The organism is Pseudohongiella acticola, from assembly GCF_001758195.1.
Taxonomy (GTDB): domain Bacteria; phylum Pseudomonadota; class Gammaproteobacteria; order Pseudomonadales; family Pseudohongiellaceae; genus Pseudohongiella; species Pseudohongiella acticola.
Window position 1 is genome coordinate 756,982 of sequence record NZ_MASR01000001.1, and the last position, 24,382, is coordinate 781,363.

Consider the following 24,382-nt stretch of genomic DNA (forward strand, 5'->3'; position numbering starts at 1 on the left):
CGGATATCGCTAGCGCAATAGCGGATACATTGAGCCCAACAACAAAACGGCCATGGTGACATTAAAGAGTCGGGCACGGCGCGTGTCCTGCAGGAAAACACGCAACGTGGCCCCAAACAGATTCCAGGTACTGATACACGGGATGCCGATAATGGCAAAAAACAGCGCAATTACCGCCAGACTGCTAAGCATGGCAGTCGGCTCAGTGTAAGTCGCAATCGCGGTAATCATCATCAACCAGGCTTTCGGGTTGACCCACTGAAACATCGCAGCCTGCAAAAAAGTAAGCGGCCTGGCGACCTTTACTTCACCCGAAGCTGGCAGCACTTTGGTTGGCCGCACCAGCGTCCATGCCAGATAGATCAAGGCCAGGCCACAAAGCACCTTCAGCACCGAATCCAGCAACGGATACAGACTCAACAATTGTCCGATGCCCAGTGCCACGGCGACTAGCAGTATCTGACAGCCAACGGTGATGCCAAAAATATGAGGCAGCGATCGACGAAAACCAAAATTCGCACCCGACGCCAACAGCATCATATTGTTTGGTCCCGGCGTTCCAGTCATAACCACCACGAACCCCGCCAGGGCCAACAATTGTTCCAGCGGCATGTCGCTTTCCCCGGCTGCGCGGTGGCAACCTTAATCGGTTCTATCAGGTTCCCAGACGGTAACGCACCTTCACCACCAGCTGGCTGGCCAGCGGGTCATTCCATGCATTATCAAACTGCTCATTGAAGTTAATCAGATTATCACGTTTGTTGCCGTTACGGTTGTAGACGATAAACAGATCTGACAACGGTGCCAGCTCCAGCCGGTAACGCAACTGAAAGTTCATCTGCGAAATCGAGAAATCGCCCGGTGAGCGTGCATGCTGATCCACTTCCACCAGATCCCGGTTACGCGTAGGTGCATCCGACGGCAGGTTAAAGTAACGATCGCCGGCAGCCTTAATACCGACCCACTGCAGGCCAGCACTCAGCTGCTGCTTGGCGGTCAGGTAATACTCCAGGCGGAAACCCGTTTCCCACTGGCTGGTTTCAAATGCGGTGAAGTTCTGTCCGCCTTGATGCAGCAACCAGCCGTCACGGTCCTGATACTCGACATCCCCTGACACGCTGATATTCGCTGCCGGGCGCCAGGTCGCGCCAACTTCATAGGATTCACTGTAGCCACCGGCAAGCTCAACCGAGCGACCCACCTGAGCGTTGAGGCTGAGCTGACGCGCCGTATTCGTGGTATAGCTGGCACTGTAGTTGGTACGCTCCTGGGTAGCAAAGGTGCCATTGCCAAAGCTGTTGAGGTCGTCATAACGTTTGGGGAAATGCTGCAGATTGACATTGACCCGGTCCAGATTATTCAGGGTAATCGCGGTGCTGATCACCGGTATCGCGTTGTTGGTTCGATCGCCCTGAAGATTCTCCTCGTAGCGCAGGAAGGAAGATACCCGCACGTCGCGGACACGTGTCAGACCGGTCTTGATCCACTCGAAACGATACCAGGCCTCCTTGGCGTTATTGCGGTCCTGATACCCAAAGTCATTAACATCCAGGTCTTCATCAAAATAGGTCAAATGCAGGGTGTGTTTAAATCCCTGTCGCGGTGAGTACACGATGTCGGTAAAAGCGCCGAAACCCTGATCGCCATCATCCACATCCGACGTCACCATCTGACCATCAAAACTCCAGATACCGCCCTGTGTCAGGTAGCGGAAATCGATTGCGTGCACTTGCGCATCAGAGTCCGGGTGCGCAACGACGGTACCGATATAACCGATACCACGGTAGGCAGCACCGGTACCGCCACCCTGATCCTCATACAGCACGCGGAAAGCAGTGAAATCGCGACCCTGCTGCTCAATTCGCTGGCCGGGCAAGCGATACTGGGTGTCGTCCTCGGAAGCAGCCAACACACCATAACGGAAATTACCGACCTGACCGGTGGCTTTTGCTGCACCCAACAGGTCTGCCGTCTGAATGCGCTCACGCGGTGGTAATGCGACACCATCAGGCAGGTCCGGCGAACGCGGGCGTCCACCGATACGTCGTGTATTCAGGATGGTAAAGCGTTTTCCAATACTGCCATTGGAGCGCGATGTGGTATTGAATATCTCCTGCCCTTCCTGAAAGAACAGGCGTTTTTCCGGGAAGAAGGTTTCGCTGGCGGTCAGGTTCACCACCACATCATCGGCTTCTGCCGAGCCGAAATCAGGATTCAGCGTTGCCGTCATCTGGAAATTACTGGACGGACGCCAGAACACATCAACACCGGCGCGATGCTCCCAGTCTGCATCTATCTCATCATAGGTAGAGGCAAAAGACGGAAACAGGCTCCATTGCTGCTGCGGATTGACACCTTCCATTTCCAGCAAGGGGAAATTACTCAGGAAAATCGGGTCGGATTTGGCAATGGGTGGCCACGCCCAATTCTGGTTCAGGTGCGCTACCACGCGCTCACCATAAAACCCGATCTGTCGCCGGCCCTCGCGGCTGGGCATTGCGAGCTGCCCCCAGGGTATATAGAACTCGGCTGACCAACCATTGGCATTCTGGGCGGTAGCACCGTACCAGGCACCGTCCCACTGACTGTTGTACTGGCGTTCAGGCAAAATCGTGCCGTCCAGCTGATTGTCGCCCAGAGCCAGACTGACCCAGTAACCGTATTGTCCTTCTCCGGAAGTATCCAACGTAAAGGACACTCGATCCCGGTTAACTTCCCGGTTGTCGCGTGCGGTGATCCGGCGTACAAGCGTGTCGGCAGGCTGTTCCATGGCAACCGCAATGTAGATGCCGTCATCGCTGTAGAATACCTTCATTTCGGTATCATAGGGCGCCCGTTCCAGCGTCTCCGGCTCCACAATCCACATACCACTTTGCGCCGGCACCTGCGCCCAGACGGCATCATTCAACTGGCCATCGAGTTCAATATCATTGTCAGAAAAGCGTTGCAGCGGAATGACTCTTTCCCTGCCAAAACGTGCCTGAACCCCGCCCGGAGCAGGATTGAGACCGTCGATGCCTGGCTGGGCCTGGGCAGCGGTATGAAGGCACAGGGACGATAGCCCCACAAGAGAGAGTCGAAGCAAGGTGTTCAAAGCAGTATACCTGTCGTTGGAATTATTTTGGGTTACATATTCAAGTTACAAAAATGTAACCGCGGGAGTATAACGGCATCAAATTGTGATGACATCAATGTTTTGCAGTAAAGTATTACAGTTTGTAAGCGAACACCTTGCTACCCGCACCAGGCACACAACTTGTATAGCATGGGTTATTGGTCAATAATCGGGGCGAAAACACAGTTTTGACGGGGGAGAACAATAATGACAACTCGAAAATATCTGGCAGTTTCCAGCATGACCCTGGCTCTCGCGCTGGCCTGTGGCCAGACGCTGGCGCAGGACGACCTGCCGCGCACGCCTGCCGGAAAGCCTGATTTACAGGGTGTCTGGAGCAATGCCACGTTGACGCCACTGACCCGCGACCGGGAACTGGGCGAAACACTGGTGCTTGATGCCGAACAGGTGATGGCGATGGAAGGCGGCCATCAGGACTTTCTGGCCGCTGAATATGCCGCCAGTGACCCCGATCGTGAACCCGGCGCCGGCGCTCAGGGTGGCGATGACGGTGATACCGATGACGGCTACAATGAATTCTGGAAAGAAGTGGGCGAGCGCATTCAGGTCATTAATGGCGAGCCACGTTCATCCATCATCGTTGATCCACCCAACGGCCAGATCCCCTTTGCCGGCGATCCGCGCGCGCGTTTTGCCCGGGCCCCCGGTGCGCCAGGTCGCAATGACGGTCCCGAAGGCAGGCCGCTGTCAGAGCGCTGCCTGATCTCCTTTGGCAATCACTCAGGCCCCCCCATGCTGCCAGTGATGTACAACAACAATTACCAGATTGTTCAGACTGAAGACTATGTCATGATCATGGCTGAAATGATGCACGACGCCCGCATCATACGCATTGATGACGAACTCATGCCGCATATGGACAAATGGATGGGCGACTCTGTTGGACACTGGGACGGCGATACCCTGGTGGTCACCACGACCGGTTATCATCCGCAACATACCGTGTTTGGCGCTTCGGAGAACCTGACCGTCACCGAGCGCTTCGAGCGAGTATCAACATCGGAAATCGTCTACACCTTTACCGTGGACGACCCGACCGTATTCAGTCAGCCCTGGACGGGCGAGTTACTGTTCAATGCCAAAGCGGCCGATCAGCCGATGTACGAATACGCCTGTCATGAAGGCAACTATGCGCTGCCCGGCGTACTCGCAGGGGCCAGGCGTGCAGAAGCTGAGGCGGCGAACCAGTAGCGCGGCTCAACGGGCGTGCTGGAAGTCTATGCCAGCTTCGAATTGACCGCTTTCAGCATAGCGGTCCGCGAAGTATGGTGGGTATTCCCCACCATACTGGTATTTCATTCCCTGAGTATGGGTCTGATGGCAGGCGTCGGGATTGCCAGTGCGTTGCGGCGCCTGGGCTTTGCACGACAGATTCCACCCGCCTTGTTCAGCAGATTCCAACCGCTGCTCTGGCTCGGCATGGTGGTTGCCGCCACGTCCGGGTTACTCCTGCTCGCCGGTTATCCCGCCAAAGCGTTAACCAACCCTTTGTTTTTCATCAAACTGGCCATGCTGGTGATTGCATTCTGCATGACGCTGCGGATGACCTCTCCGGTACCGCGCCTGCTGGTTGAAGGCCGATCTACCGGACGCGTGCCGGCTGCACTGACCATCATGCTCTGGCTTGGCATTATTGCCTCCGGCCGGTTTCTTGCCTACACCCATAGCGTATTACTGGCCTATTGGCTGGTGGGGGTGCCGTAAGTATGGTGTTATTTCTCAGCGAGCTTGGCCACAGCACCGGCATTTTCACCTTCATGAACACTCAGTGGGGCTGGCCAGCGATAGAGTCGCTACACTTTATCGGTCTGACGTTCCTCCTCGGAACCGTGGGGCTGTTTGACCTGCGTTTGCTCGGTGTTGGCCGCGGCATCCCAATAGCGGCACTGCACGGTCTGGTACCCTGGGGCGTTGCCGGCTTTGCACTGAACGTGGTCACCGGCTTCATGTTTCTGGTCAGCGATCCGGGGCAATACGTCCACAACCCCGCATTTCAGTTAAAAATGCTGGCCATGCTGATCGCCGGACTCAATCTGCTGGTGTTTTATGCTGTGCTGGCACCCCGGGTCCGCGCCCTGCCCCACAACGTTGTTGTCCCGCGGGCAGCGCGAACGGCGGCATTGATCTCGCTGATATGCTGGATAGCCGTCATCAGCTTTGGCCGTCTCATCACATTCTACCGGCCACCGGAATTCTGGTGCTTCTGGTGTGTCGCGCCCTGAGGCTACACAACCGGTTTGCAGGCCACCACAATGGCGTTGAAACTGTGACCAGCCCATGGCGTCAGACGGTCGTAATCATGTTCAAGCAGCGTGACGTCGAAGCCCAGCAACTGCAACTGAGTGTTTAGGTCTGACAGTGTCGTTGCCGTCATGACGTGGTGATCATGCCATGTCTGTGACTGGCCTGTGCCCGTCCGGGTAATGGACAGCCGCAGATCCAGCACGTCGCCATGCCCCTGATAATGCCAGCCTGACCTGAAGGTCAATTGCGCATCGCCTTGCTGCACACGGGTAACCACACTGTGCTGCTGACGGGCACCGTTGGCATCAACGACATTAAAAATGAATACACCACCCGGCTTCAATGCCTGCCAGGCGCGCTTGAGGGTGTCGGCAAAATGCGCCAACGGATGACTGTAGTGAATTGAGTACAAAAAACAGGTGATCAGATCGTAACATTGCGTCTCATCAAACGCCGCAAGATCGCACAATAACAACCTTGCCTCTGGGCATCGGGATCTTGCCTGGGCCAGCATGGCAGCACTGTTATCCAGCCCCTCAGCTACAAACCCCGATTGCGCCATCACCTGCAGATGCTGACCGGTGCCGCAGGCAAGGTCCAGGTAGTTGCGCCCGCCAGAACAGGCAAAGGCCTCAAACACTCGTACCGCAAACGCGCATTGACCGGCATAGTCCACTTCCGCACAGAACTGATCGTAGTAGTCCGCGAGTTCAGCGTAAAGGTTAGCTTGATTCTGCATGATGGGGGCTCCTCTTTCGCATCATTCAAACGTCGCGCAGCGTACACCAGACCGGGCGATAACACACCATACCAATCATCCGTAAAACCCTTATACTGGCTGCCAGGTTTAATGGTCAGCGTCACGGACGAGCACAGGTCGGTCAATGAGTTCAGCGGAACCCAAGTCAACAAAAACACAAGCAGAAACCGCGGGTGCTAGCGCCTCATCATCAGGTGCAGTCCCAATTCAGCCGGGATTCATGGTTCTGCAGAGTAACCGGCTGGAACAGCTGCGGCAGGTAACGGTGACGTGGCTGGGGCGCAATCCGCTAACGCCGCTGGAAAATGAAGTTGTCCTGGTGCAAAGCAACGGCATTGCGCAATGGCTGAAACTGGCGCTGGCCTCTGACACTGACGCCTGTGAACCCGGCTGCGGTATCGCTGCCGCCATGAACATCAACCTGCCCGGACGTTTCCACTGGCAGGCCTACCGGGCAGTTCTTGGTAATCTGCCGGAAACCTCTCCCTTCGACAAAAATCTGCTTAGCTGGCGATTGCTGCGACTGCTACCAACCCTGCTCGCAGAACCCGAATTCGAAGCGCTGCGCCATTTTCTCAGTGATGACAGCGGGCAGCGCAAACAATTCCAGCTTGCCCAGCGTCTCGCCGACCTGCTTGATCAATATCAGATCTACCGCGCCGACTGGCTGCAGGACTGGGCTCGTAGCGTCAATCAGATTACCCGTCAGAACCTGCATGCGGCGATGCCCGATGAACAAAGCTGGCAGGCAGAATTGTGGCGACGTCTGCTCAATGATATCGCGCCGGAAGCTCGCAACAGTGGCAGGGCCCAGATCCATCAGCAGTTCCTGCAGGCTTGCCAACAGCTGACTCCTGACAACCGCCCACCGGGTCTGCCGCGCCGCGTGGTCGTGTTTGGCATTTCCTCACTGCCCCGGCAGAGCCTGGAAACGCTGGCTGCGATTGCCCGTTGCACGCAGGTATTATTGTGTGTTCACAACCCCTGTAGCCACTATTGGGGAGACATTATTGAACCTCACACCGCCCAGCGCCTGTTTGCCCGCCCATACAAGCGCCAGCCGCCGCGCCCGGACATGCCCCAAGTCAGCGACAACGGCAGCCAGGATAGCAACAATGCCACCTTTGATGACCTGTTCCTGCGCGGCAACCCTTTGCTGGCTGCCTGGGGCAAACAGGGGCGCGACTATATTCGCCTGCTTGATGAGCATGACCAACGTGCTGACTATGAGCAGCTGTTTCAGGACAACAAGCTGAATATCGATCTGTTTGACGCACCCGTGGAAATTGATCTGCTCAGCCGCATTCAGGGCGATATTTTTCATCTGCGCAGCCTCGACGAAGCGCGCGCAGCACACGCGGCGATTAAAACAGACACTAAAAACACGGGACTGGGCTTCCATATTGCACACAGCGCGCAACGTGAAGTGGAAATCCTGCAGGATCACCTGCTAGACCTGTTTGCAGCCGACCCCACCCTGCGTCCACGCGACATACTGGTCATGGTGCCTGACATCAATCAGTTTGCGCCGCACATACAGGCAGTGTTCGGCCGTATCAATCGGGACGATCCACGTTTCATTCCGTTTACCATTTCCGATCAGGGCAAACGCCATCAGGCACCGATATATCTGGCGCTGGCCACGCTGATGAATCTGCCTTCATCACGCTTTGGCGTCAGCGAGCTACTGGACCTGATGGATGTTCCTGCCGTGCAGAATGCCTTTGACCTGGACGCGGCCGACAAGTCCCTGTTACATCGCTGGACGGAAAGCGCGGGCATTCGCTGGGGGCTGAACGCAACTCAACGCACAGCCCAGGGCATGCCAGCATCGCTGGACACAGTAGCACTGGAACAAAACACCTGGCACTTTGGTCTGCGACGCATGCTGCTGGGGTACGCCGTGGGGAGCAACGATGCCTGGCAGGACATTGAACCCTTTGCTGAAGTCGGTGGCCTCAGCGCGGCCGTGACCGGCAAACTCACCCATCTGCTCCGCGTGCTGGAACACTATTGGCATCTGTTTCAGCAACCGGCGGACCCGGAAACCTGGAGTGCACGCATCAGCGCGCTGCTAAACCAGTGTTTTGTGGCTGAAGACGACCGCGACACCCTGTTGATCAATCGCGCAGAACAACGCCTGCAAAACTGGACAGATGCCTGCGCCCAGGCTCAGTTCAATGAGAAATTGCCACTGGAAGTGGTCAACGAGTATTTCCTGGAATCACTCGACGAACTTGATCTGAGTCAACGTTTCATGGCGGGTGCTGTCAACTTTGCCACGTTGATGCCAATGCGGGCGATACCCTTCAGACATATCTGCCTGCTGGGCATGAATGACGGCGACTATCCACGGCAGGTCAACTCGGTTGATTTTGACCTGATGCGACAGGACTACAGGCCGGGCGACCGATCACGCCGCGAAGATGACCGTTACCTTTTTCTGGAAGCCATGCTGTCTGCGCGCAACTCCCTGTACATCAGCTGGACCGGTCGCAGCATCCGCGATAACAGTGAACGGCCACCATCGGTGCTGGTCGCACAATTGCGCGACTATGTCAGGGACACCATGACTGGCGCTGATGATGGTGCATCGCTGCTGCAGGGGCTCACTCACGAATACCCACTGCAGCCATTCAGTTCGAAGTATTTCCGGTCCGACTCGTCGCTGGCGACCTATGCTGCTGAATGGGCGCCGCAACAAGCGACACCGGATCATAACCAGGATGGCTTTGCCGTCTACACAGAAGAAGAGCCCAGCGTCATCAGTCTGAGCGATCTCAGCGCCCTACTGCGTAACCCGGCGGATGTATTTTTTGCCAGGCGTCTTGGCGTGGTATTCGACAGCGCCGAACTGACCGCGGACGACAATGAAGCGTTCTTCATAGACGGTCTGAGTAAATGGCAGGTGCAGGATCAACTGATTCGCGACGCACAGCGGGTACTGCATGGCGAACCAGACAATGAGACATTGCAGGTTCCGAATCTGCTCGACTCTTTGATCGGCAAGCAACAGAGACAGGGCGTACTGCCGATGCCTCCGTTTGCTGACCTTTATCGCAAACCACTGACCAACCCGCTGATAAAACCATTGCAACGTTATCAGGAACTGTTGACCCATAGCACAGAATGCGGAACCCAGATTGTGCAACTGGTGACCGGCGATGGCAGGCTCATTCTGGAAGACACGCTAAATGATGTTCGACTTGGGTCTGACGCTACTCGAATACGTTGCGCCATGTTAAGCAGCCAGATCTGGGCGGGCAAATCTGCGGGCGCTGGCAATGCTAACCATAGTGGAAGCAGCAAAGTGAAATGGCATTACCTGGCACGGCACTGGCCGTCTCACCTGGCTGCTCAATTGAATGGTCCAACAAAAACCCTGGTACTGGGCCCTGATACCAACGAAGTATTGGCACCGCTGGACGCCGATGCCGCTCGTCAATCGCTGCAACAACTAATGACTCTGTATCAGCAAAATCTGTCACGACCCATACCCGCCGAAGTCAAAACCAGTTGTGCCTACCTGAGCGCTGATCCGGAAAAATCACCATTGGACGCCGCACGTTCGGTGTACGAAGGCAGCTATAATGTTTCCGGTCAGGTGCAGGGCAGTGAAACATTGTCCCGCCTGTGGCCAGATTTTGACAGCCTGGTCTGTGGACAATTGCCATTGCAGGCTGAGGCGCAGGAAACTGAGCCCGTATCACCGGACTCTTCTGACAACAGTGCCTTTGTCGCCAGTAGCACCGAGCTGTATCAAAGCATGGTGGAGCACTGGCATCTGCATCGTCAACGTAAAGCCAGCAATGCGGAGGATGCACAGTGAGCTCCGCAGAATCCGTCAGTCAGCCTCTGGATATTCGCACCTTCCCCCTGCACGGCAGTCGCCTGATCGAAGCCAGTGCCGGCACCGGCAAAACCTTCACCATTGCTTTGCTGTACGCCCGCCTGATACTACAGCACGGTGACACCGCAGCATTCTCCAGCGCGCTGACACCAGAAGAGATTCTCGTAGTTACCTTTACCGATGCCGCCACGCAAGAACTCAAGGACCGAATTCGGGCCAGGCTGGCAGATGCCGCACGATGTTTTATCAACCCGGGTGACGATTGTGATGAAATCCTGAATCAGTTGCGGGCTGACTACGATGTCAGTCTGTGGCCACAGTGCGCGCGTTTGCTGAGCACGGCCGCGCAAAGCATGGACCAGGCCGCGGTATCAACCATTCACGGCTGGTGTTATCGCATGCTGCGCGAACACGCGTTTGACAGTGGCAGCCTGTTTCAGCAGACACTGATCACTAACCAGCAGGATATTTATGCAGAGCTCATACGTGACTACTGGCGCCAGCATTTTTATGCCCTGCCCGCGGCCATCGCACATTTGATTTACAACGATTTTGGCAGCCCGGAAGACTTGTTGCAGTCCGTGCGGCCACTGATTAACAAAACCAACACCACACTTACCTACGCTGGTGAACCCCTGCCTGAGGTGACCGATCTGCATCAGGCATTGGCCGGTTACGCAGAACAGGCTCAGCGACTTAATGAGCTGGAAAATAGAGCCCGAGGTGCCTGGGCTGCCTCACAGAACGAACTGGAAGACCTGCTGGATGAGCTGCAGGCGGCGCTGAACAAAGTCAGTTACGCCGAAGCTAAATCTCCTGAAGGGTTTGCCGGCCTTAAACAGAGCCTTGCCAACTGGGCGCAGGGCAGCGAAGCACCGCCGCGTATGACGCGTTTTGCGCAGGATCGCTGGAAACTCAGCGGCGGCAAAAAAGCGCCCGCGCAACCGCAACACCTGGCATTAGCGGCGATCGGAAACTGGATCGCTGAAACTGAAGCGGCAGCCGACTGCATTGGCCCCGACCTGCGCGCTGTTGTCCTCAGTCATGCCCGGCGCTGGCTGGAAAGGGCACTGCAACGCCGATTACAGGAAAAAGCGGAACTGGGTTTCGACGATCTGTTGCTGCAACTCGACCGGGCATTGCAGGGCCCCCTGGGTAACAAACTGGCGGCACAAATTCGTCGGGACTACCCGGTTGCCATGATCGACGAATTTCAGGATACCGACCCGCTGCAGTATCGGATCTTCGACAAAATCTACCAACTCAGTGACAACCGCAACGATTGCGCCCTCGTCCTGATCGGGGACCCCAAGCAGGCCATCTACTCATTTCGCAATGCCGACATTTACACCTACCTTGCAGCAAGACGGGCAACGACAGGGCGACACTATAATCTGGGCGTGAACTATCGCTCCACCCGCGGTGTGGTGGATGGCATCAACTACCTTTTTGGTCAGGCTGAAGCATTCGCAGCAGGTGCCTTCCGATTTAAGCAAGGCGATCAAAATCCACTGCCCTTCCTGCCAGTCGCTGCCAGGGGTCGTGACGAGTCCCTGATCATCCGCGATAAAGAAGCGCCCGCTATCACATTCTGGCACCTGGGTTCCGTGGATGACGATGATGCCTATGGCGACCAGATAGACACCATTGCCATCACCCGTTTCCGTGCCGCCATCGCCGCACGCTGCGCCAGTGAAATTGCGGGGTGGCTGCAGGATGCAAAAACCGGTTTCAGCTCCGCTGCAGATTTTGTCCGCCTGCGCCCGAACGACATTGCCATTCTGGTACGCGGGCGCGGCGAAGCCAATGAAATCCGTGATGCGCTGCATGCACGCGGACTGTCCAGTGTCTACCTGTCTGATCGCGAATCCGTGTTCGCCAGCGTCGAGGCTGCGGACGTATTGCGCTGGCTGCGCGCCTGCGCCGAACCGGGCGACGAACGCAAGCTGCGCGCAGCCCTGGCCACTACGTCACTTGATCTGCCATTGCAGCGTCTGGAATTCCTGAACCGCGATGAACTGGCCTGGGAAACAGAAACCGAATTGTTCCGCCAGCTACACCAGCTATGGCAACGCCAGGGCGTGTTACCGATGCTGCGTCAGTTGATGCAGGCGCACGCACTGCCTCAACGTCTGGGCCATCAAGCCGACGGCCACCGCCGCCTCACCAACCTGCTCCACCTGGCAGAATACCTGCAAAAAGCCAGTGCCCAATATGAAGGTGAACAGGCCCTGATCCGTCACCTGGCAGAGCAGATGCAGGATCCTGACGATGAAGAAGTGCTGCGCCTGGAGAGTGACAATGACCTGATTCGTGTGGTCACCATTCACAAAGCCAAGGGTCTCGAATACCCGCTGGTATGTCTGCCGTTTGCACCGGCACTGAAGGAAGTGGATGGTCGTATCAAGCAGGTCATGATCATCAATGACGAACAGGACAGTGCACGTCGCCTGGAGATCGCCGGTAACAGGCGCGATACCGATGCCTGGCAACGGGCCGACCATGAACGCCTGTCCGAAGACATGCGATTGTTGTACGTCGCCCTGACTCGGGCACGCCACGGTTTATGGCTGGGGGCCGCTGCCATCAGTTCCGGTAACAATGGCAGACCCGTCAATCACAAAGGCGCGCTGGGTTACCTGATGAGCGGTGGCGAACCCCTGTCCGCGATGGACGTTGCAGAGGCCCTGCAGCGGTGGCACGAAGGCTGCAAACATAATATCCAGCTAAAACCTGCGCCAACGCTCCGAACCGCCGACGATCGGGAACATACTGAATCAGGTGCTCAGGCCAGTGCCGGCAAACCAGCCTTGATATCGCCCCGAAGCCCGGCCGAAAACTGGTGGATCGCCAGCTACTCCGCATTAAAGATCGGTGCCAGCGATGACGCCGGCCCGCACTCCGTTGAGCCGGAAGCACCTCAGGACGACCAGGCATTGGAAGAAAAATTTACCGCCTCTTCCGATGCTCTCGATAGCGACCCGTCAGATCGGCGCGACTTCAGTCGCTCGGCACCGGGGTTACACGGATTTCATCGAGGCCCGAAACCCGGCACCTTTCTGCATGGACTGCTGGAATGGGCTGAAGCCGAAGGCTTTGCCAATGCTGTGGAGAACGATCAAGCACGCCTGCACCTGATCACACAACGCTGTACACAGCGTGACTGGCAGGATGATGTCGAGCGTCTGGATCGCTGGTTAGTCACCTTTCTGAACACAACATTCACGCTACCTGATCAGAACCAGATGACATTGACACTATTGACGTTGCAGCAGGCAGAGATGGAGTTTCTGTTTGCCAGCAACCACGTCGCAGTCAGCGCGCTTGACCGGTTATGTCAGCAGTTCATTCAGCCCGGACAGAGTCGCCCTGCGCTGCTTCCGAAACAACTCAATGGCATGATAAAAGGGTTTATCGACCTGGTGTTCGAGTATCAGGGTAAGTACTACGTTGCCGACTGGAAATCGAATTACCTCGGTCCCTACGAAGCGAGCTACACATCGCAGGCTCTGGCGCAGGAAATTCTGCACCATCGATACGACGTACAATATGCCATCTACCTGCTTGCCCTGCATCGCCTGCTGCGCAACCGTTTGCCAGACTATGATTATGAAAAACATGTTGGCGGCGCCCTGTACTTCTTTCTGCGCGGCCATGCAGCCGAGACCCAAGGCCTGCTGGCAGACAAGCCGCCAGTTGATTTTATCGACGCGTTGGACAGGCTGTTCCAGACGGGCCGGTCACATGATGCCGGCAGCACCGCCAAACAGGAGACGTTGTTCTGATGGTCAACCAGATGCATAGCACAGGTCTTGGCAAAAATAATAATCTGGTGATGACGGATCCGGCCCGATTGCTGATAATCCTGGATGACTGGGCGCGTGCCGGTTGGATACGCTGGCTGGATACCGAATTCGCGGTCTTCCTGCATCGCCAGGTACCCGATGCATCACCCGCGTTGCTACTGGCAGCGGCATTGACCAGTCATCAGAACGGTCACGGCCACGTCTGTCTGGACATTCATTATTGCCTCTCTGAACCAGGCACCGCTCTGTCCCTGCCACCCGAATCACCGGTGCGGCAACCCGAGCTGACACCGCAACAACTGCTGGCGCAACTTGATAGCGCGCAGTGGACACAGGCCCTGCATAACGCGCTGCTGGTGGATGACAAACCCGGCACGGACATGCAGGCCGAAGCCGGCAACCAACCCCTGGTACTTGATAGCAGCAGCGGGCGACCGTTGTTGTACCTGCGTCGCTTCTGGCGCTACGAACAGACACTGGCACACAGTATTCAGCAACGTTTACTCTCCAGGCCTGATGTCGATGACAGGCTGCTGTCGAGCTGTATCAAGACAATATTCGAGCAACTGTCTCAAAACACCGCCGCTGAGCTGACGCGGGACTGCGACTGGCAAAGAATCGCCTGTGGGCTGGCCGTGCGCCAACGTTTTTCCATTATCACCGGTGGCCCGGGAACCGGAAAAACCACAACAGTGGTTAAGGTACTGGCCGTGCTACAGGCACTACAGCATGCCGCCGGTCAGCCGCCTTTGCGTATCAGGCTGGCGGCCCCCACCGGCAAAGCTGCCGCACGCCTGAGCACCTCCATCACCTCGCAACTGGCGCGCCATGACTTGCAGGGAGTTCCCGGCGACGTCAGCACCGTACACCGTTTACTCGGGCCGGTGCGCAACAGCCGTTTTTTCAGGCACCACGCGGGAAACCCTCTGCCGGTCGATGTTGTCGTTGTCGATGAAGCCTCCATGGTGGATGTTGAACTGATGGCATTATTGCTGGATGCATTGCCGGCGCAGGCCCGACTTGTGTTGCTGGGGGACAAAGACCAACTGGCTTCGGTAGAAGCTGGCGCAGTTCTGGGCAGTCTGTGTCAGCGGGCAGCGCTGGCCCATTACTGGCAACAGACCTCAGACTGGATAACATCGGTGACCGGGCAGCACGTGCCCGACCATCTGATCAATAACGATGGCACCGGGCTCGACCAGGCCATTACCATGTTGCGCTACAGTCATCGCTTTGGTGCCGTTCCCGGAATCGGAGATCTGGCACAGGCTGTTAACAGCAGCGCCGATGCCAACACACTGAATGCGTTCTTTGACGGACAATACAGTGAACTGAAACGCCTGCATATTGGCAACACCCGGGACACCGCCTTCGAGCAACTGATTGCTGACCTCGACAACGGTTATGGTCACTACCTGAGTCTTGCCCGACAGCCCCCAGCAACCGAGGCCAGCAGTCTGTCCTGGGACACCTGGGCACTGGATATCCTGCAGGCACATGGCCACTTTCAACTACTGGCGGCACTGCGTAAAGGCGAGTTCGGTGTAGAGGGTCTTAATCAGCGCATAGAAAGCATTCTGCGCAGCGCAGGTTTGCTGCCCCCCTGGCAGGAGCGTGCTTTCGATACCGACGATGCCCGGTCTCCGGCACCAACACAGGCCGCCTGGTACCCGGGACGACCGGTCATGGTAACGCGCAATGACTACAATCTGGATCTGATGAACGGTGACATTGGCATCACCCTGCCTTACCCATTACCTGTGCCAGGTGGCACTGAATTACGGTTGCGGGTTGCGTTCACGGCCGGTGACAAACAAAAACCTGTGCGTTGGGTACTGCCCAGCCGCCTGCAATCGGTGGAAACCGTTTTTGCCATGACTGTTCACAAATCGCAGGGGTCTGAGTTCACACATACGGCACTCATACTGCCACAGCACGAAAATCCGGTTCTCACCAGGGAACTGATTTACACCGGTATCACCCGCGCCGTTCGGCAATTTACGCTGATTGACAACAACCCCAAGGTATTGCCCGGGGCCGTTGCCAGCAGTGTATTCAGGACCAGCGGACTGCTGCATGCCATATCTGGCAGCTGAAGTCGCCCATTGAGTGCAGTCGCTGTCAGACGCCTTCGGCTGCCTGGATCTCCTGGGCGACCCGCTGCACTTCGTCCAGCACCCGCAAAACGTTCTCGCCCCAGATTTTCGCGATATCTTCTTCGCTATAACCCCGGCGAACCATTTCCAGTGTCACGTTGAAGGACTCCGATGCATCCGCCCAGCCAGTGACACCACCACCGCCATCAAAGTCACCGCTGATACCAACATGGTCGACACCGATCAGCTCCACGATATAGTCAATATGGTCAACAAAGTCACTGACATCCACCGGCGGCGCAACGGCATCAACTTCGGCAGCCATCCGCGGCGCGGCCAGTTCACCAATTTCCGCCAGTCGGCCCTGATAGGCAACCCGAGCTTCAGTATCCAGTGCGCGCACCTCCGCCGGGCTCAGTAACGTAAAACCCATGTCTTCAGCGATGTCTTCCTGCAGGGCCCGCATTGCGCCACTGTAGGCGCGCTGTTTTTCGGAATCAACATAACCCCGGAAAGCGACAGCCTGCACTACGCCACCACTGTCCCGAATGGCCTGGAGTTCGTCATCATACAGATTACGACTGACATTGGGGTCCAGCGCACGGGCTGACGAATGTGATGCCATTACCGGTGCACGCGACAGCTCAATGGTTTCCTTGTTGGACTCATAAGAAGGGTGGGAAACGTCAATGATGATGCCCCATTTATTCATTTCGGCAATTGCCTGTCGGCCCAGATCACTGAGACCTTCGTGCAACCAGACATCATCGTTCTCTCCGGTATTGGAGTCGGCAAACTGGCTGTGGCCATTGTGTGACAGCGAGGCATAACGGGCGCCGAGCTGGTAGTAACGGCGCACATTGTTGATGTCCATGCCCATCGGATACGAATTCTCCACGCCTATCATGGCAACTTTTTTGCCACTGGCGACGATGCGTCGAACATCATCAGACGTTAAAGCCAGCTCTATCTGATCGGGGGCAATCTCGCTCGTCAACCGTTGAATCGCGCTGAACTTGTCCAGCGCATTGGCTTCCGCAGCAGCAAAACCTTCCTCAGTCAGCGGTCCCTGTCCCGTGTACACCACGAACCAGGCCACATCCATACCACCCGCCTCCATCTTTGGCAGATTGACCTGGGTATCAAGATCCTGAACATAGTTGGTATTGGAGGCAAAATTCGCGGTATTGATATCAACATGGGTATCCATCACGATGACCCGTTCATGAATACCACGGGCACGCTCAATCAAAGCCTCTTCGCTCTCTGCTGCCGAACTGGTGGCTGCAGGCTCAGCAACAACAGGCTCCGCCGTGTTGGTGGCCATGGGTGGCTCTTCTGCCGGCCCGCACGCAGCCAGTAGCAGTGATGTTGCAAACACCGCCGCCAGCGGCAAGTTCGATTGCACAACGCGATGAGCAGTTGTTAGTTGATTGGTTTTCTCGTACACAAGCTTTACCTCCAAAAAATGAATCAGGAATTCGATTACTGAACTGGAAAAACGTTTTGCAAAACCTGTGCCTTTTGTTTTGGCCGCAACCTGCCTTTGATAACCACCTACCCCACTTCTGCTGTCAACTGTCGCCAGGCGCCGGCAGAGATAGGCACCAGTCCGGAAACCGGAGGGTTGTAGAGATAAACCCAGGCGGGACCATAACGTGTCTGGAATACGCGTCGGTCATAGAGACCGTTTGTCGGCGACTCAGCCAGATAATCCTCCAGCAGATCCAGTTGCTGAAATTGCCATGCCGTCACGGCAAAAACATCAACCTCAATTCCCTGTGACGACTCGGCCTTAGCACCCGGATACGGACCCAGATCATAGAGTGTTATGTCATACAGTCGGTCACTGCCAATGAACTCCGCATCTTCAAGCAGATGGTAGTTACTGAGCCCTCGCTTGAGGGTTCCGTAAACGGCAACCAGCGTAGACATGTTTACATCTCTGTGGGATAGTTAAGAGTGATTGGCACCCCGATACAATAAAGAAGAACACGCGGGAGAACAAGTATGTCGAAGGACTTCATAGCGGGCTCTTTAGTAGCCGCCATGTTTGCACTAAGCCTGACAGGCATGAGCTCAACAACCCTTGCACAATCGGATCAACTACCCCGCACTGCCAACGGTCATCCTGACCTGAATGGCCTGTGGCAGGCAATGGGCAGTACACACTGGAACATTGAACCGGGTGCCGCCAAAGCCGGTCCGGATTTCCGCATGGGTGCCAACGGAGCCATCCCCGCAACACTGGGCGCTGTGCACGATGGCCCGCTACCCTACACCGCCGAGGCACTGACAACGCGCGACCAGAACGCAGAAGACTGGGCTGCCCTCGACCCGGTTGGCAAGTGCTACATGCCCGGCGTACCCCGCGCAAATTACATGCCGTTTCCGTTCCAGATTGTACAATCGCCAGAACATACTGTTATGGCCTACGAATTTGCCAGTGCCATGCGCATTGTGTACATGGATCAACCCGATCTGGAAGGCCCGGTACCCGCCTGGATGGGACATTCCCGCGGTCATTGGGAAGGTGACACGTTGGTAATCCGGGTCACCGACTTCATGCCCTATACCTGGTTTGACCGCGCCGGCAATCACCACAGCGATCAGCTTGAAGTGATCGAGCGCTACACACTGGAAACCCCAAACCTGATACGTTATCAAGCCGAAATCCGCGACCCGGTGACTTACACCCGTCCCTGGACCCTGAGCCTGCCGTTGTATCGCCGAATGGAAAAAAACGCACAGCTTCTCGAATTTAAATGCGTTGAATTTGCAGAAGAACTTATTTACGGCTATCTGAATCGTGACGCACCACCCGACCGGGTGCCCCCCCGTGGCATGCCTTTCACCATTGAGGAACCGGTCACCCAATAATTCGGACAGTGGAGCAACTCATCATGAAAACACCGTTCAACAAACCGGCGCTGATGGCGCTGCTATGCACCAGCAGTTTTGCTGTCCTGGCACAGGACGCTGCCTGGCAGGTTCCGCGCACTATCAACGGCGACCCGGACCTGCAGGGCGTCTGGGCCAACAACAGCAGCACTCCGCTGGAGCGCCCCGAATTCTTTGGCGACCGCCCTGAACTGACGGCAGAAGAGTTTGCCAACCTGCGTGCGCAGGCAGAAGAGATCGAAGCCAGCGGTGGCGACGCGCTGTTCGGTGATGGTTTTCTGAATGCTGTCGTCTCCGGCGAAGTCGAATCCTATGACCCCGCCACCGGCAACTATGACGCTGCGTGGATGGTTGACCGTAATCTGGAGAACCGGACGTCACTGATTGTGGATCCGCCCAACGGCCGCATTCCCCCCATGACTGAAGAAGCGCGTGCCCGACAACAGGAACGTGCCCGTAACCGCCCCGGCGCCACCGACTCCTATCTGGGACGCCCGCTACAGGAACGCTGCATTACCTGGGGCATGCCCTACATCATGGCCGGGTACAACAGCTACTACCAGATCGTGCAAAGTGAGGACACCGTCGCCATTATTCAGGAAATGATTCACGACGTCAGAATCGTCCCGCTAACCGACCAACCACACGCCGACGAGCGCATCGAATTATGGCACGGCGACTCCCGCGGCTGGTGGGATGGCGACACGCTGGTAGTACAGACCAAAAACTTTTCTGACGACAGCACCTTCCGCGGGGCCGGCGCTAACCGTCTGTTCACCGAACGCTACACCCGCACCGCCGAAGACGTCCTGGAATACCAGTTCACAGTAGAGGACCCCACCACCTGGGAACGCCCCTGGACAGCGATCATCAACTACACTGCCAGCGAAGGCCAGATCTACGAATATGCCTGTCACGAAGGCAACTATGCTTTGATGGGAATTCTCTCCGGCGCACGAGCCGCAGAACGCGACACGCAGAACAACTGACTCACCAGAGGGCAGCAGGACACAGGGTGTATCGCCTCGAAGCGCATGCCGCGAGAGCCGATCACGCTGGGTGCTGATGCCCGATCCACTGACCAGACTCAGGATCGAAAAAACCAAACTAACGAGCAAGCTCCCGAGGCATCCGGAACACAATACTCTCCTCAACCCCTGGCACCTCAAGTGGCACCTGCCCCGATATTTCCCGCAACCGATCCACCACCTGCTGAACCAGTATCTCCGGCGCCGATGCCCCAGCAGTAACGCCAAAACGTTTTTTGCCAACAAACCACTCAGGCTTCAGATCATCCACACGATCGATCAGATAGGACTCACAGCCCATCCGCTCAGCCAGCTCGCACAGACGATTGGAGTTTGAACTGTTGGGTGAGCCGACAACAAGCAACAGATCCGACTCCAGCGCCAATTGCTTGACTGCGTCCTGCCGATTCTGGGTCGCATAGCAGATATCTTTTTTACGCGGGCCCTCAATCTGCGGAAAGCGTTCTCGCAATGCATCGATGACCTTGGCAGTGTCATCCATCGACAGGGTTGTCTGCGTAACATATGCCAGCCGTGATGGATCAACCACTTCCAGCTTCTGAGCGTCGGCAACAGATTCAACCAGGTAGATATTACCCCCCTTACTGTTGTCATACTGCCCCATGGTACCTTCAACCTCAGGGTGTCTCGCGTGCCCGATCAACACGCACTCGCGGCCTTCGGCACTGAAGCGCATGACTTCCAGGTGAACTTTGGTCACCAGAGGGCAGGTTGCATCAAACACCTGAAACCCTCGGGCAGCGGCCTCACTCTGAACTTCCTGCGACACACCATGGGCACTGAATATCACAATGGGCTGACGACCCAGACTGTCCTCGAGCGGCACATCGTCCAGTTCATCTACAAATATTGCGCCGCGTTGACGCAAGGTATCCACGACAAATTTGTTATGAACGACCTCATGCCGCACATAGATTGGCGCGCCGTAAACATCCAGTGCACGATTCACAATATCAATGGCACGGTCCACGCCGGCACAAAAACCACGCGGATTGGCGAGCCTGATTTCAGTACCGGGTGAAACCACGGCATCAAATAATTGCACTGCACTCATGAGTGTCTCCTGTTGTCCGGCTACAATCCGGCGTGAGCCCGTTGCTTGTCCTGGGTACCGGACCGGTCCTAAGCGAATACCGACTAAAGCTGAATCTTGACCGCCTCAGTGCCGGGGGCTATCACCGACACAATGTCTGCGTTAAACACAATCTCGCGTCCTGCCAGCGGATGATTGAAGTCTATCACCACATGTATCTCACCGATCTGTTTTAACACACCGGGTATTTCGTTGCCCTCCGAATCGGCAAATGAAACCACCGTGCCTTCCTCGACCGGGTCAGTTGTGTTCGCCAGCAGACTGGCAAAACGCTGCCGCGGAAAGGACTGTACATTGTCCGGATTTACCGCACCGAAAGCCTGCTCAGGCGGCAGCCGAACTGAAACCGATGCGCCTTGCGCTGCACCCATCAATACCGCTTCGAAACCGGGCAGCAGATTACCGTCGCCCACCCTGAATGTCGCCGGCGCTTTATCGTAGTTACTGTCGATCTCGGTTCCATCGGGCAGTGCCAGCGAAAAATGCAGAGTCACACGGGCACCGTCACAAACCACGGCTGCCGACTCTGTTGGTGGAAACCCGTCATTGTTTTCGCCATCACGCATAATATCGCTGCTCGCCCTCACCACTGATATTGTCCACGCAACGACCGCATAACTCGGGATGTGAGGCATGGGCGCCGACATCGGGGCGATGATGCCAGCAGCGCACACACTTGTCCTGCGACGACGGGGTTACCTGTAACCGCAGCCCCGGCAACTCCGTGGCCACTGTGTCAGTCGACTTACTTGCCGACATTGGTTGCAGACTGGCTACCGAAACAATCAGTACAAATCGCAATTCATCCTGCAACGCAGACAGCCGTTTTAACAGTGCCTCGTCGCAGTACAGCGTCACCTCGGCAGACAGCGCTGCCCCGACCTTCTTCTCGGCCCGCTGCTTTTCCAGTTCTTTGTTGACGGCGGTTTTGACTTCAATCAGTTCGCGCCAGAACGCGTCACTGAAATCTTCACGCGCAGGCAACGCTGCCAGGCCTTCGTCGAACTGAGTCAGGAAAACAGAGTCAGAGCGCTCGCCGGGCACAAACTGCCAGATCTCATCGGCGGTAAAACTCAGTATCGGGGCGATCAGTCGCACCAGCACTTCCGTGATGTGATACATCGCGGTCTGGGTTGAGCGCCGTGCCAGACCGTCTGCTTTGGCGGTGTACTGACGATCCTTGATGATATCCAGGTAAAAGCTGCCCAGCTCGATCACACAGAAATTATGTACTTTCTGATACACATTAAGGAACTGGTAATTTTCATAGTCCTGCTTCACCTGTTCACGCAGTTGTTGCGCCTGTCGCGTGATCCAGTAATCCAGCGCCAGCATATCATCCGGCGCCACTGCGTCTGTCAGTGGATCAAAACCATTAAGATTGGACAGCAGAAACCGCACGGTGTTACGAATACGACGATAGGCATCGGCAACACGCTTCAGGATCTCTGGCGATACGGCAATCTCGCCACGGTAGTCGGTAGCGGCAACCCACAGCCGGAGAATATCAGCACCGTATTCCTTGAACACTTCTTGCAACGAAATCGTGTTACCAAGGGACTTGGACATCTTGCGACCATCAGCGTCTACGGTAAAGCCATGTGTCAACACCTGCTTGTAGGGGGCCGCACCGTTCATCGCAATCGCTGTTTTTAAGGACGATTGGAACCAGCCGCGATGTTGGTCAGAACCTTCCAGATAAAGGTCAGCCGGATAACCCAGCCCGTCACGTTGTTGCAGAACCGAATAATGTGTGACGCCAGAATCAAACCAGACGTCCAGCGTGTCGGTCACTTTTGTGTATTGGCTGGCATCATCACCCAGCAGATCTTCCGCAGTCAGTTCGAACCAGGCCTCAATACCCTGTTTCTCGATGCGCTGTGCCACCTGCTCAATCAGGTTTTCCGTGTCCGGGTGCAACGCGCCGGTTTCCCGGTGCACAAACAGTGTAATGGGTACGCCCCAGGTTCGCTGTCGCGACACACACCAGTCAGGGCTGCCTTTCAACATCAGCTCGATGCGTGCCTGCCCCCATTCGGGCACCCACTTGACACCTTTGACGGCGGCCAGCGCATCATTCAGCAGACCTTTTTCAGTCATGCTGATGAACCACTGTGGCGTGGCACGATAGATCAATGGCGTTTTGGTGCGCCAGCAATGCGGGTAGCTATGGCGAATTTTCTCCATGGCGACCAGCGCCTGCTCCCGGCGCAGAATGTCCAACACCTGCTCGTCTGCCTTGTACACGTGAACACCGGCGAGCTCGCCCGCAGCTTCGGCAAATACGCCATTCTCATCAACCAGGTTTAGCGTTCCCAGGCCGTAGGTCTGACCGGCAATAAAGTCTTCCATGCCATGGTCAGGTGCCGTGTGTACCGCGCCGGTACCCGCATCCGTCGTGACGTGATCACCCATCAGCACCGGCACCTGACGATTGACAAAAGGGTGTTGCAGACGCTGGCCTTCCAGCAAGGCGCCTTTTGCCACTCCCAGACGCTGGACCTGCTCGCAACCGTAACGAGCCATGACCTCATCCTGCATATCAGCCGCTACAATCAGCAGCTCTTCGCCAACAACCTCGTCAACGGTACAGCTCAACAACGCATACTCAAGGTTTTCATTCAGACACACTGCCTGATTCGACGGCAAAGTCCATGGTGTGGTTGTCCAGATAACCACCGACATCTTTTTACCGGCAACCGCGCTCTCATCAACGGCGAATGCCGCCAGCCATGTCTCCGGCTCCAGCGCAACAAAACGGACGTCGATGGCAAATGACGTTTTGTCCTGATACTCAACTTCGGCCTCTGCCAATGCAGACGCACCAACCACGCTCCAGTAAACCGGTTTGAATCCTTTCACCAGATGCCCGCTGCCCGCAATGCGCCCCAACGCGCGCACGATGTTGGCTTCGGTGTCAAAATTCATGGTCAGATAGGGGTTTTCCCAATCACCGAAAACGCCCAGACGAACAAAATCCTGTTTCTGGTTTTCGACCTGCTTTGCCGCATAGTCTCGACAGGCCTGACGGAATTCGGCATGACTGATTTTGTGGCCGGCTTTGCCTTTTTTCTTTTCTACATTGTGCTCAATCGGCAGACCATGACAATCCCAACCGGGCACGTAGGGCGCATCAAAACCTGCCAATGTGCGGGATTTGACGATCATGTCTTTCAGCGTTTTATTGACAGCATGACCCAGGTGCAATTCACCATTCGCATAGGGTGGCCCATCATGCAGAATGAATGACGGTCGCCCGGCACTGATTTCCCGAATCTGACGATACAGCTCCATGTCTTGCCAGCGTGCCAGCATGCCCGGCTCCCGCTGAGCCAGACTGGCTTTCATGGGAAAGTCGGTAAAAGGCAGATTCAGGGTCTGTTTGTAGTCAGTCATCTCGTCTCGCTCATCGAACAGGTTGTGATAGCGTATCGCCAATCCTGTGTC

Annotated in this window: 16 protein-coding genes; 8 read left to right on the forward strand and 8 right to left on the reverse strand. The window is 56.2% G+C overall.

Annotated elements, in window-relative coordinates:
• Positions 1–9 precede the first annotated feature (9 nt).
• Both PHACT_RS03320 and PHACT_RS03325 read right to left on the reverse strand, forming a co-directional pair.
• Positions 10–612, reverse strand: coding sequence for a LysE family translocator (locus PHACT_RS03320; RefSeq protein ID WP_070115905.1), 603 nt, complete (start codon positions 610–612; stop codon positions 10–12).
• A gap of 43 nt (positions 613–655) precedes the next feature.
• Positions 656–3,094, reverse strand: coding sequence for a DUF5916 domain-containing protein (locus PHACT_RS03325; protein WP_139141424.1), 2,439 nt, complete (start codon positions 3,092–3,094; stop codon positions 656–658).
• Positions 3,095–3,322: 228 nt separating this feature from the next.
• On the opposite strand from PHACT_RS03325, the gene PHACT_RS03330 reads away from it, so the two are divergent.
• From PHACT_RS03330 to PHACT_RS03340, 3 genes are read left to right on the forward strand one after another with little or no spacing between them, the layout of a single operon-like run.
• Positions 3,323–4,327 (forward strand): hypothetical protein, encoded by a 1,005-nt coding sequence (locus tag PHACT_RS03330; protein ID WP_139141425.1) that lies wholly within the window; start codon positions 3,323–3,325, stop codon positions 4,325–4,327.
• A 15-nt stretch (positions 4,328–4,342) separates the two neighbouring features.
• Entirely contained in the window at positions 4,343–4,840 is a 498-nt protein-coding gene (locus PHACT_RS03335; RefSeq protein WP_070115908.1) for a hypothetical protein, read from the forward strand.
• Positions 4,841–4,842: 2 nt separating this feature from the next.
• Positions 4,843–5,358 (forward strand): DUF6644 family protein, encoded by a 516-nt coding sequence (locus tag PHACT_RS03340; RefSeq protein ID WP_070115909.1) that lies wholly within the window; start codon positions 4,843–4,845, stop codon positions 5,356–5,358.
• A gap of 2 nt (positions 5,359–5,360) precedes the next feature.
• On the opposite strand, the gene PHACT_RS03345 is transcribed toward PHACT_RS03340, so the two are convergent.
• Positions 5,361–6,119, reverse strand: coding sequence for a class I SAM-dependent DNA methyltransferase (locus tag PHACT_RS03345; RefSeq protein ID WP_070115910.1), 759 nt, complete (start codon positions 6,117–6,119; stop codon positions 5,361–5,363).
• A 241-nt stretch (positions 6,120–6,360) separates the two neighbouring features.
• Between PHACT_RS03345 and recC the strand changes: the two genes are divergently transcribed.
• The 3 genes from recC to recD are packed head-to-tail and all read left to right on the forward strand — an operon-like array spanning position 6,361 to position 15,892.
• Positions 6,361–9,969, forward strand: a complete 3,609-nt coding sequence (gene recC / locus PHACT_RS03350; RefSeq protein ID WP_070115911.1) for an exodeoxyribonuclease V subunit gamma — start codon at positions 6,361–6,363, stop codon at positions 9,967–9,969.
• Entirely contained in the window at positions 9,966–13,775 is a 3,810-nt protein-coding gene (gene recB / locus PHACT_RS03355; RefSeq protein WP_070115912.1) for an exodeoxyribonuclease V subunit beta, read from the forward strand. The genes recC and recB overlap by 4 nt, the downstream gene beginning before the upstream one ends.
• Positions 13,775–15,892 (forward strand): exodeoxyribonuclease V subunit alpha, encoded by a 2,118-nt coding sequence (recD, locus tag PHACT_RS03360; RefSeq protein ID WP_169819377.1) that lies wholly within the window; start codon positions 13,775–13,777, stop codon positions 15,890–15,892. The genes recB and recD overlap by 1 nt, the downstream gene beginning before the upstream one ends.
• 25 nt (positions 15,893–15,917) lie before the next feature.
• Here the strand turns inward: recD and PHACT_RS03365 are convergent, their stop codons facing one another.
• Both PHACT_RS03365 and PHACT_RS03370 read right to left on the reverse strand, forming a co-directional pair.
• On the reverse strand, positions 15,918–17,219 hold the full coding sequence (locus tag PHACT_RS03365; RefSeq protein WP_070118125.1) for a dipeptidase: 1,302 nt from the start codon (positions 17,217–17,219) through the stop codon (positions 15,918–15,920).
• Positions 17,220–17,449: 230 nt separating this feature from the next.
• Positions 17,450–17,827: a gamma-glutamylcyclotransferase family protein gene (locus tag PHACT_RS03370; RefSeq protein ID WP_070115913.1), complete on the reverse strand. Its 378-nt coding sequence runs from the start codon at positions 17,825–17,827 to the stop codon at positions 17,450–17,452.
• Positions 17,828–17,902: 75 nt separating this feature from the next.
• Between PHACT_RS03370 and PHACT_RS03375 the strand changes: the two genes are divergently transcribed.
• Positions 17,903–18,772 carry a hypothetical protein gene (locus tag PHACT_RS03375; RefSeq protein ID WP_070115914.1) on the forward strand — a complete coding sequence of 290 codons (870 nt, stop codon included), beginning with the start codon at positions 17,903–17,905 and terminating at the stop codon, positions 18,770–18,772.
• A gap of 23 nt (positions 18,773–18,795) precedes the next feature.
• Entirely contained in the window at positions 18,796–19,782 is a 987-nt protein-coding gene (locus tag PHACT_RS03380; RefSeq protein ID WP_070115915.1) for a hypothetical protein, read from the forward strand.
• Between the two features lie 118 nt (positions 19,783–19,900).
• Here PHACT_RS03380 and ispH read toward each other — a convergent pair whose 3' ends face one another.
• The 3 genes from ispH to ileS form a co-directional block, all read right to left on the reverse strand.
• Positions 19,901–20,896, reverse strand: coding sequence for a 4-hydroxy-3-methylbut-2-enyl diphosphate reductase (ispH, locus tag PHACT_RS03385; protein ID WP_070115916.1), 996 nt, complete (start codon positions 20,894–20,896; stop codon positions 19,901–19,903).
• Between the two features lie 83 nt (positions 20,897–20,979).
• On the reverse strand, positions 20,980–21,501 hold the full coding sequence (locus PHACT_RS03390; protein WP_083264304.1) for an FKBP-type peptidyl-prolyl cis-trans isomerase: 522 nt from the start codon (positions 21,499–21,501) through the stop codon (positions 20,980–20,982).
• Positions 21,494–24,331 carry an isoleucine--tRNA ligase gene (ileS, locus tag PHACT_RS03395; protein ID WP_070118127.1) on the reverse strand — a complete coding sequence of 946 codons (2,838 nt, stop codon included), beginning with the start codon at positions 24,329–24,331 and terminating at the stop codon, positions 21,494–21,496. The genes PHACT_RS03390 and ileS overlap by 8 nt, the downstream gene beginning before the upstream one ends.
• Positions 24,332–24,382: the final 51 nt, after the last annotated feature.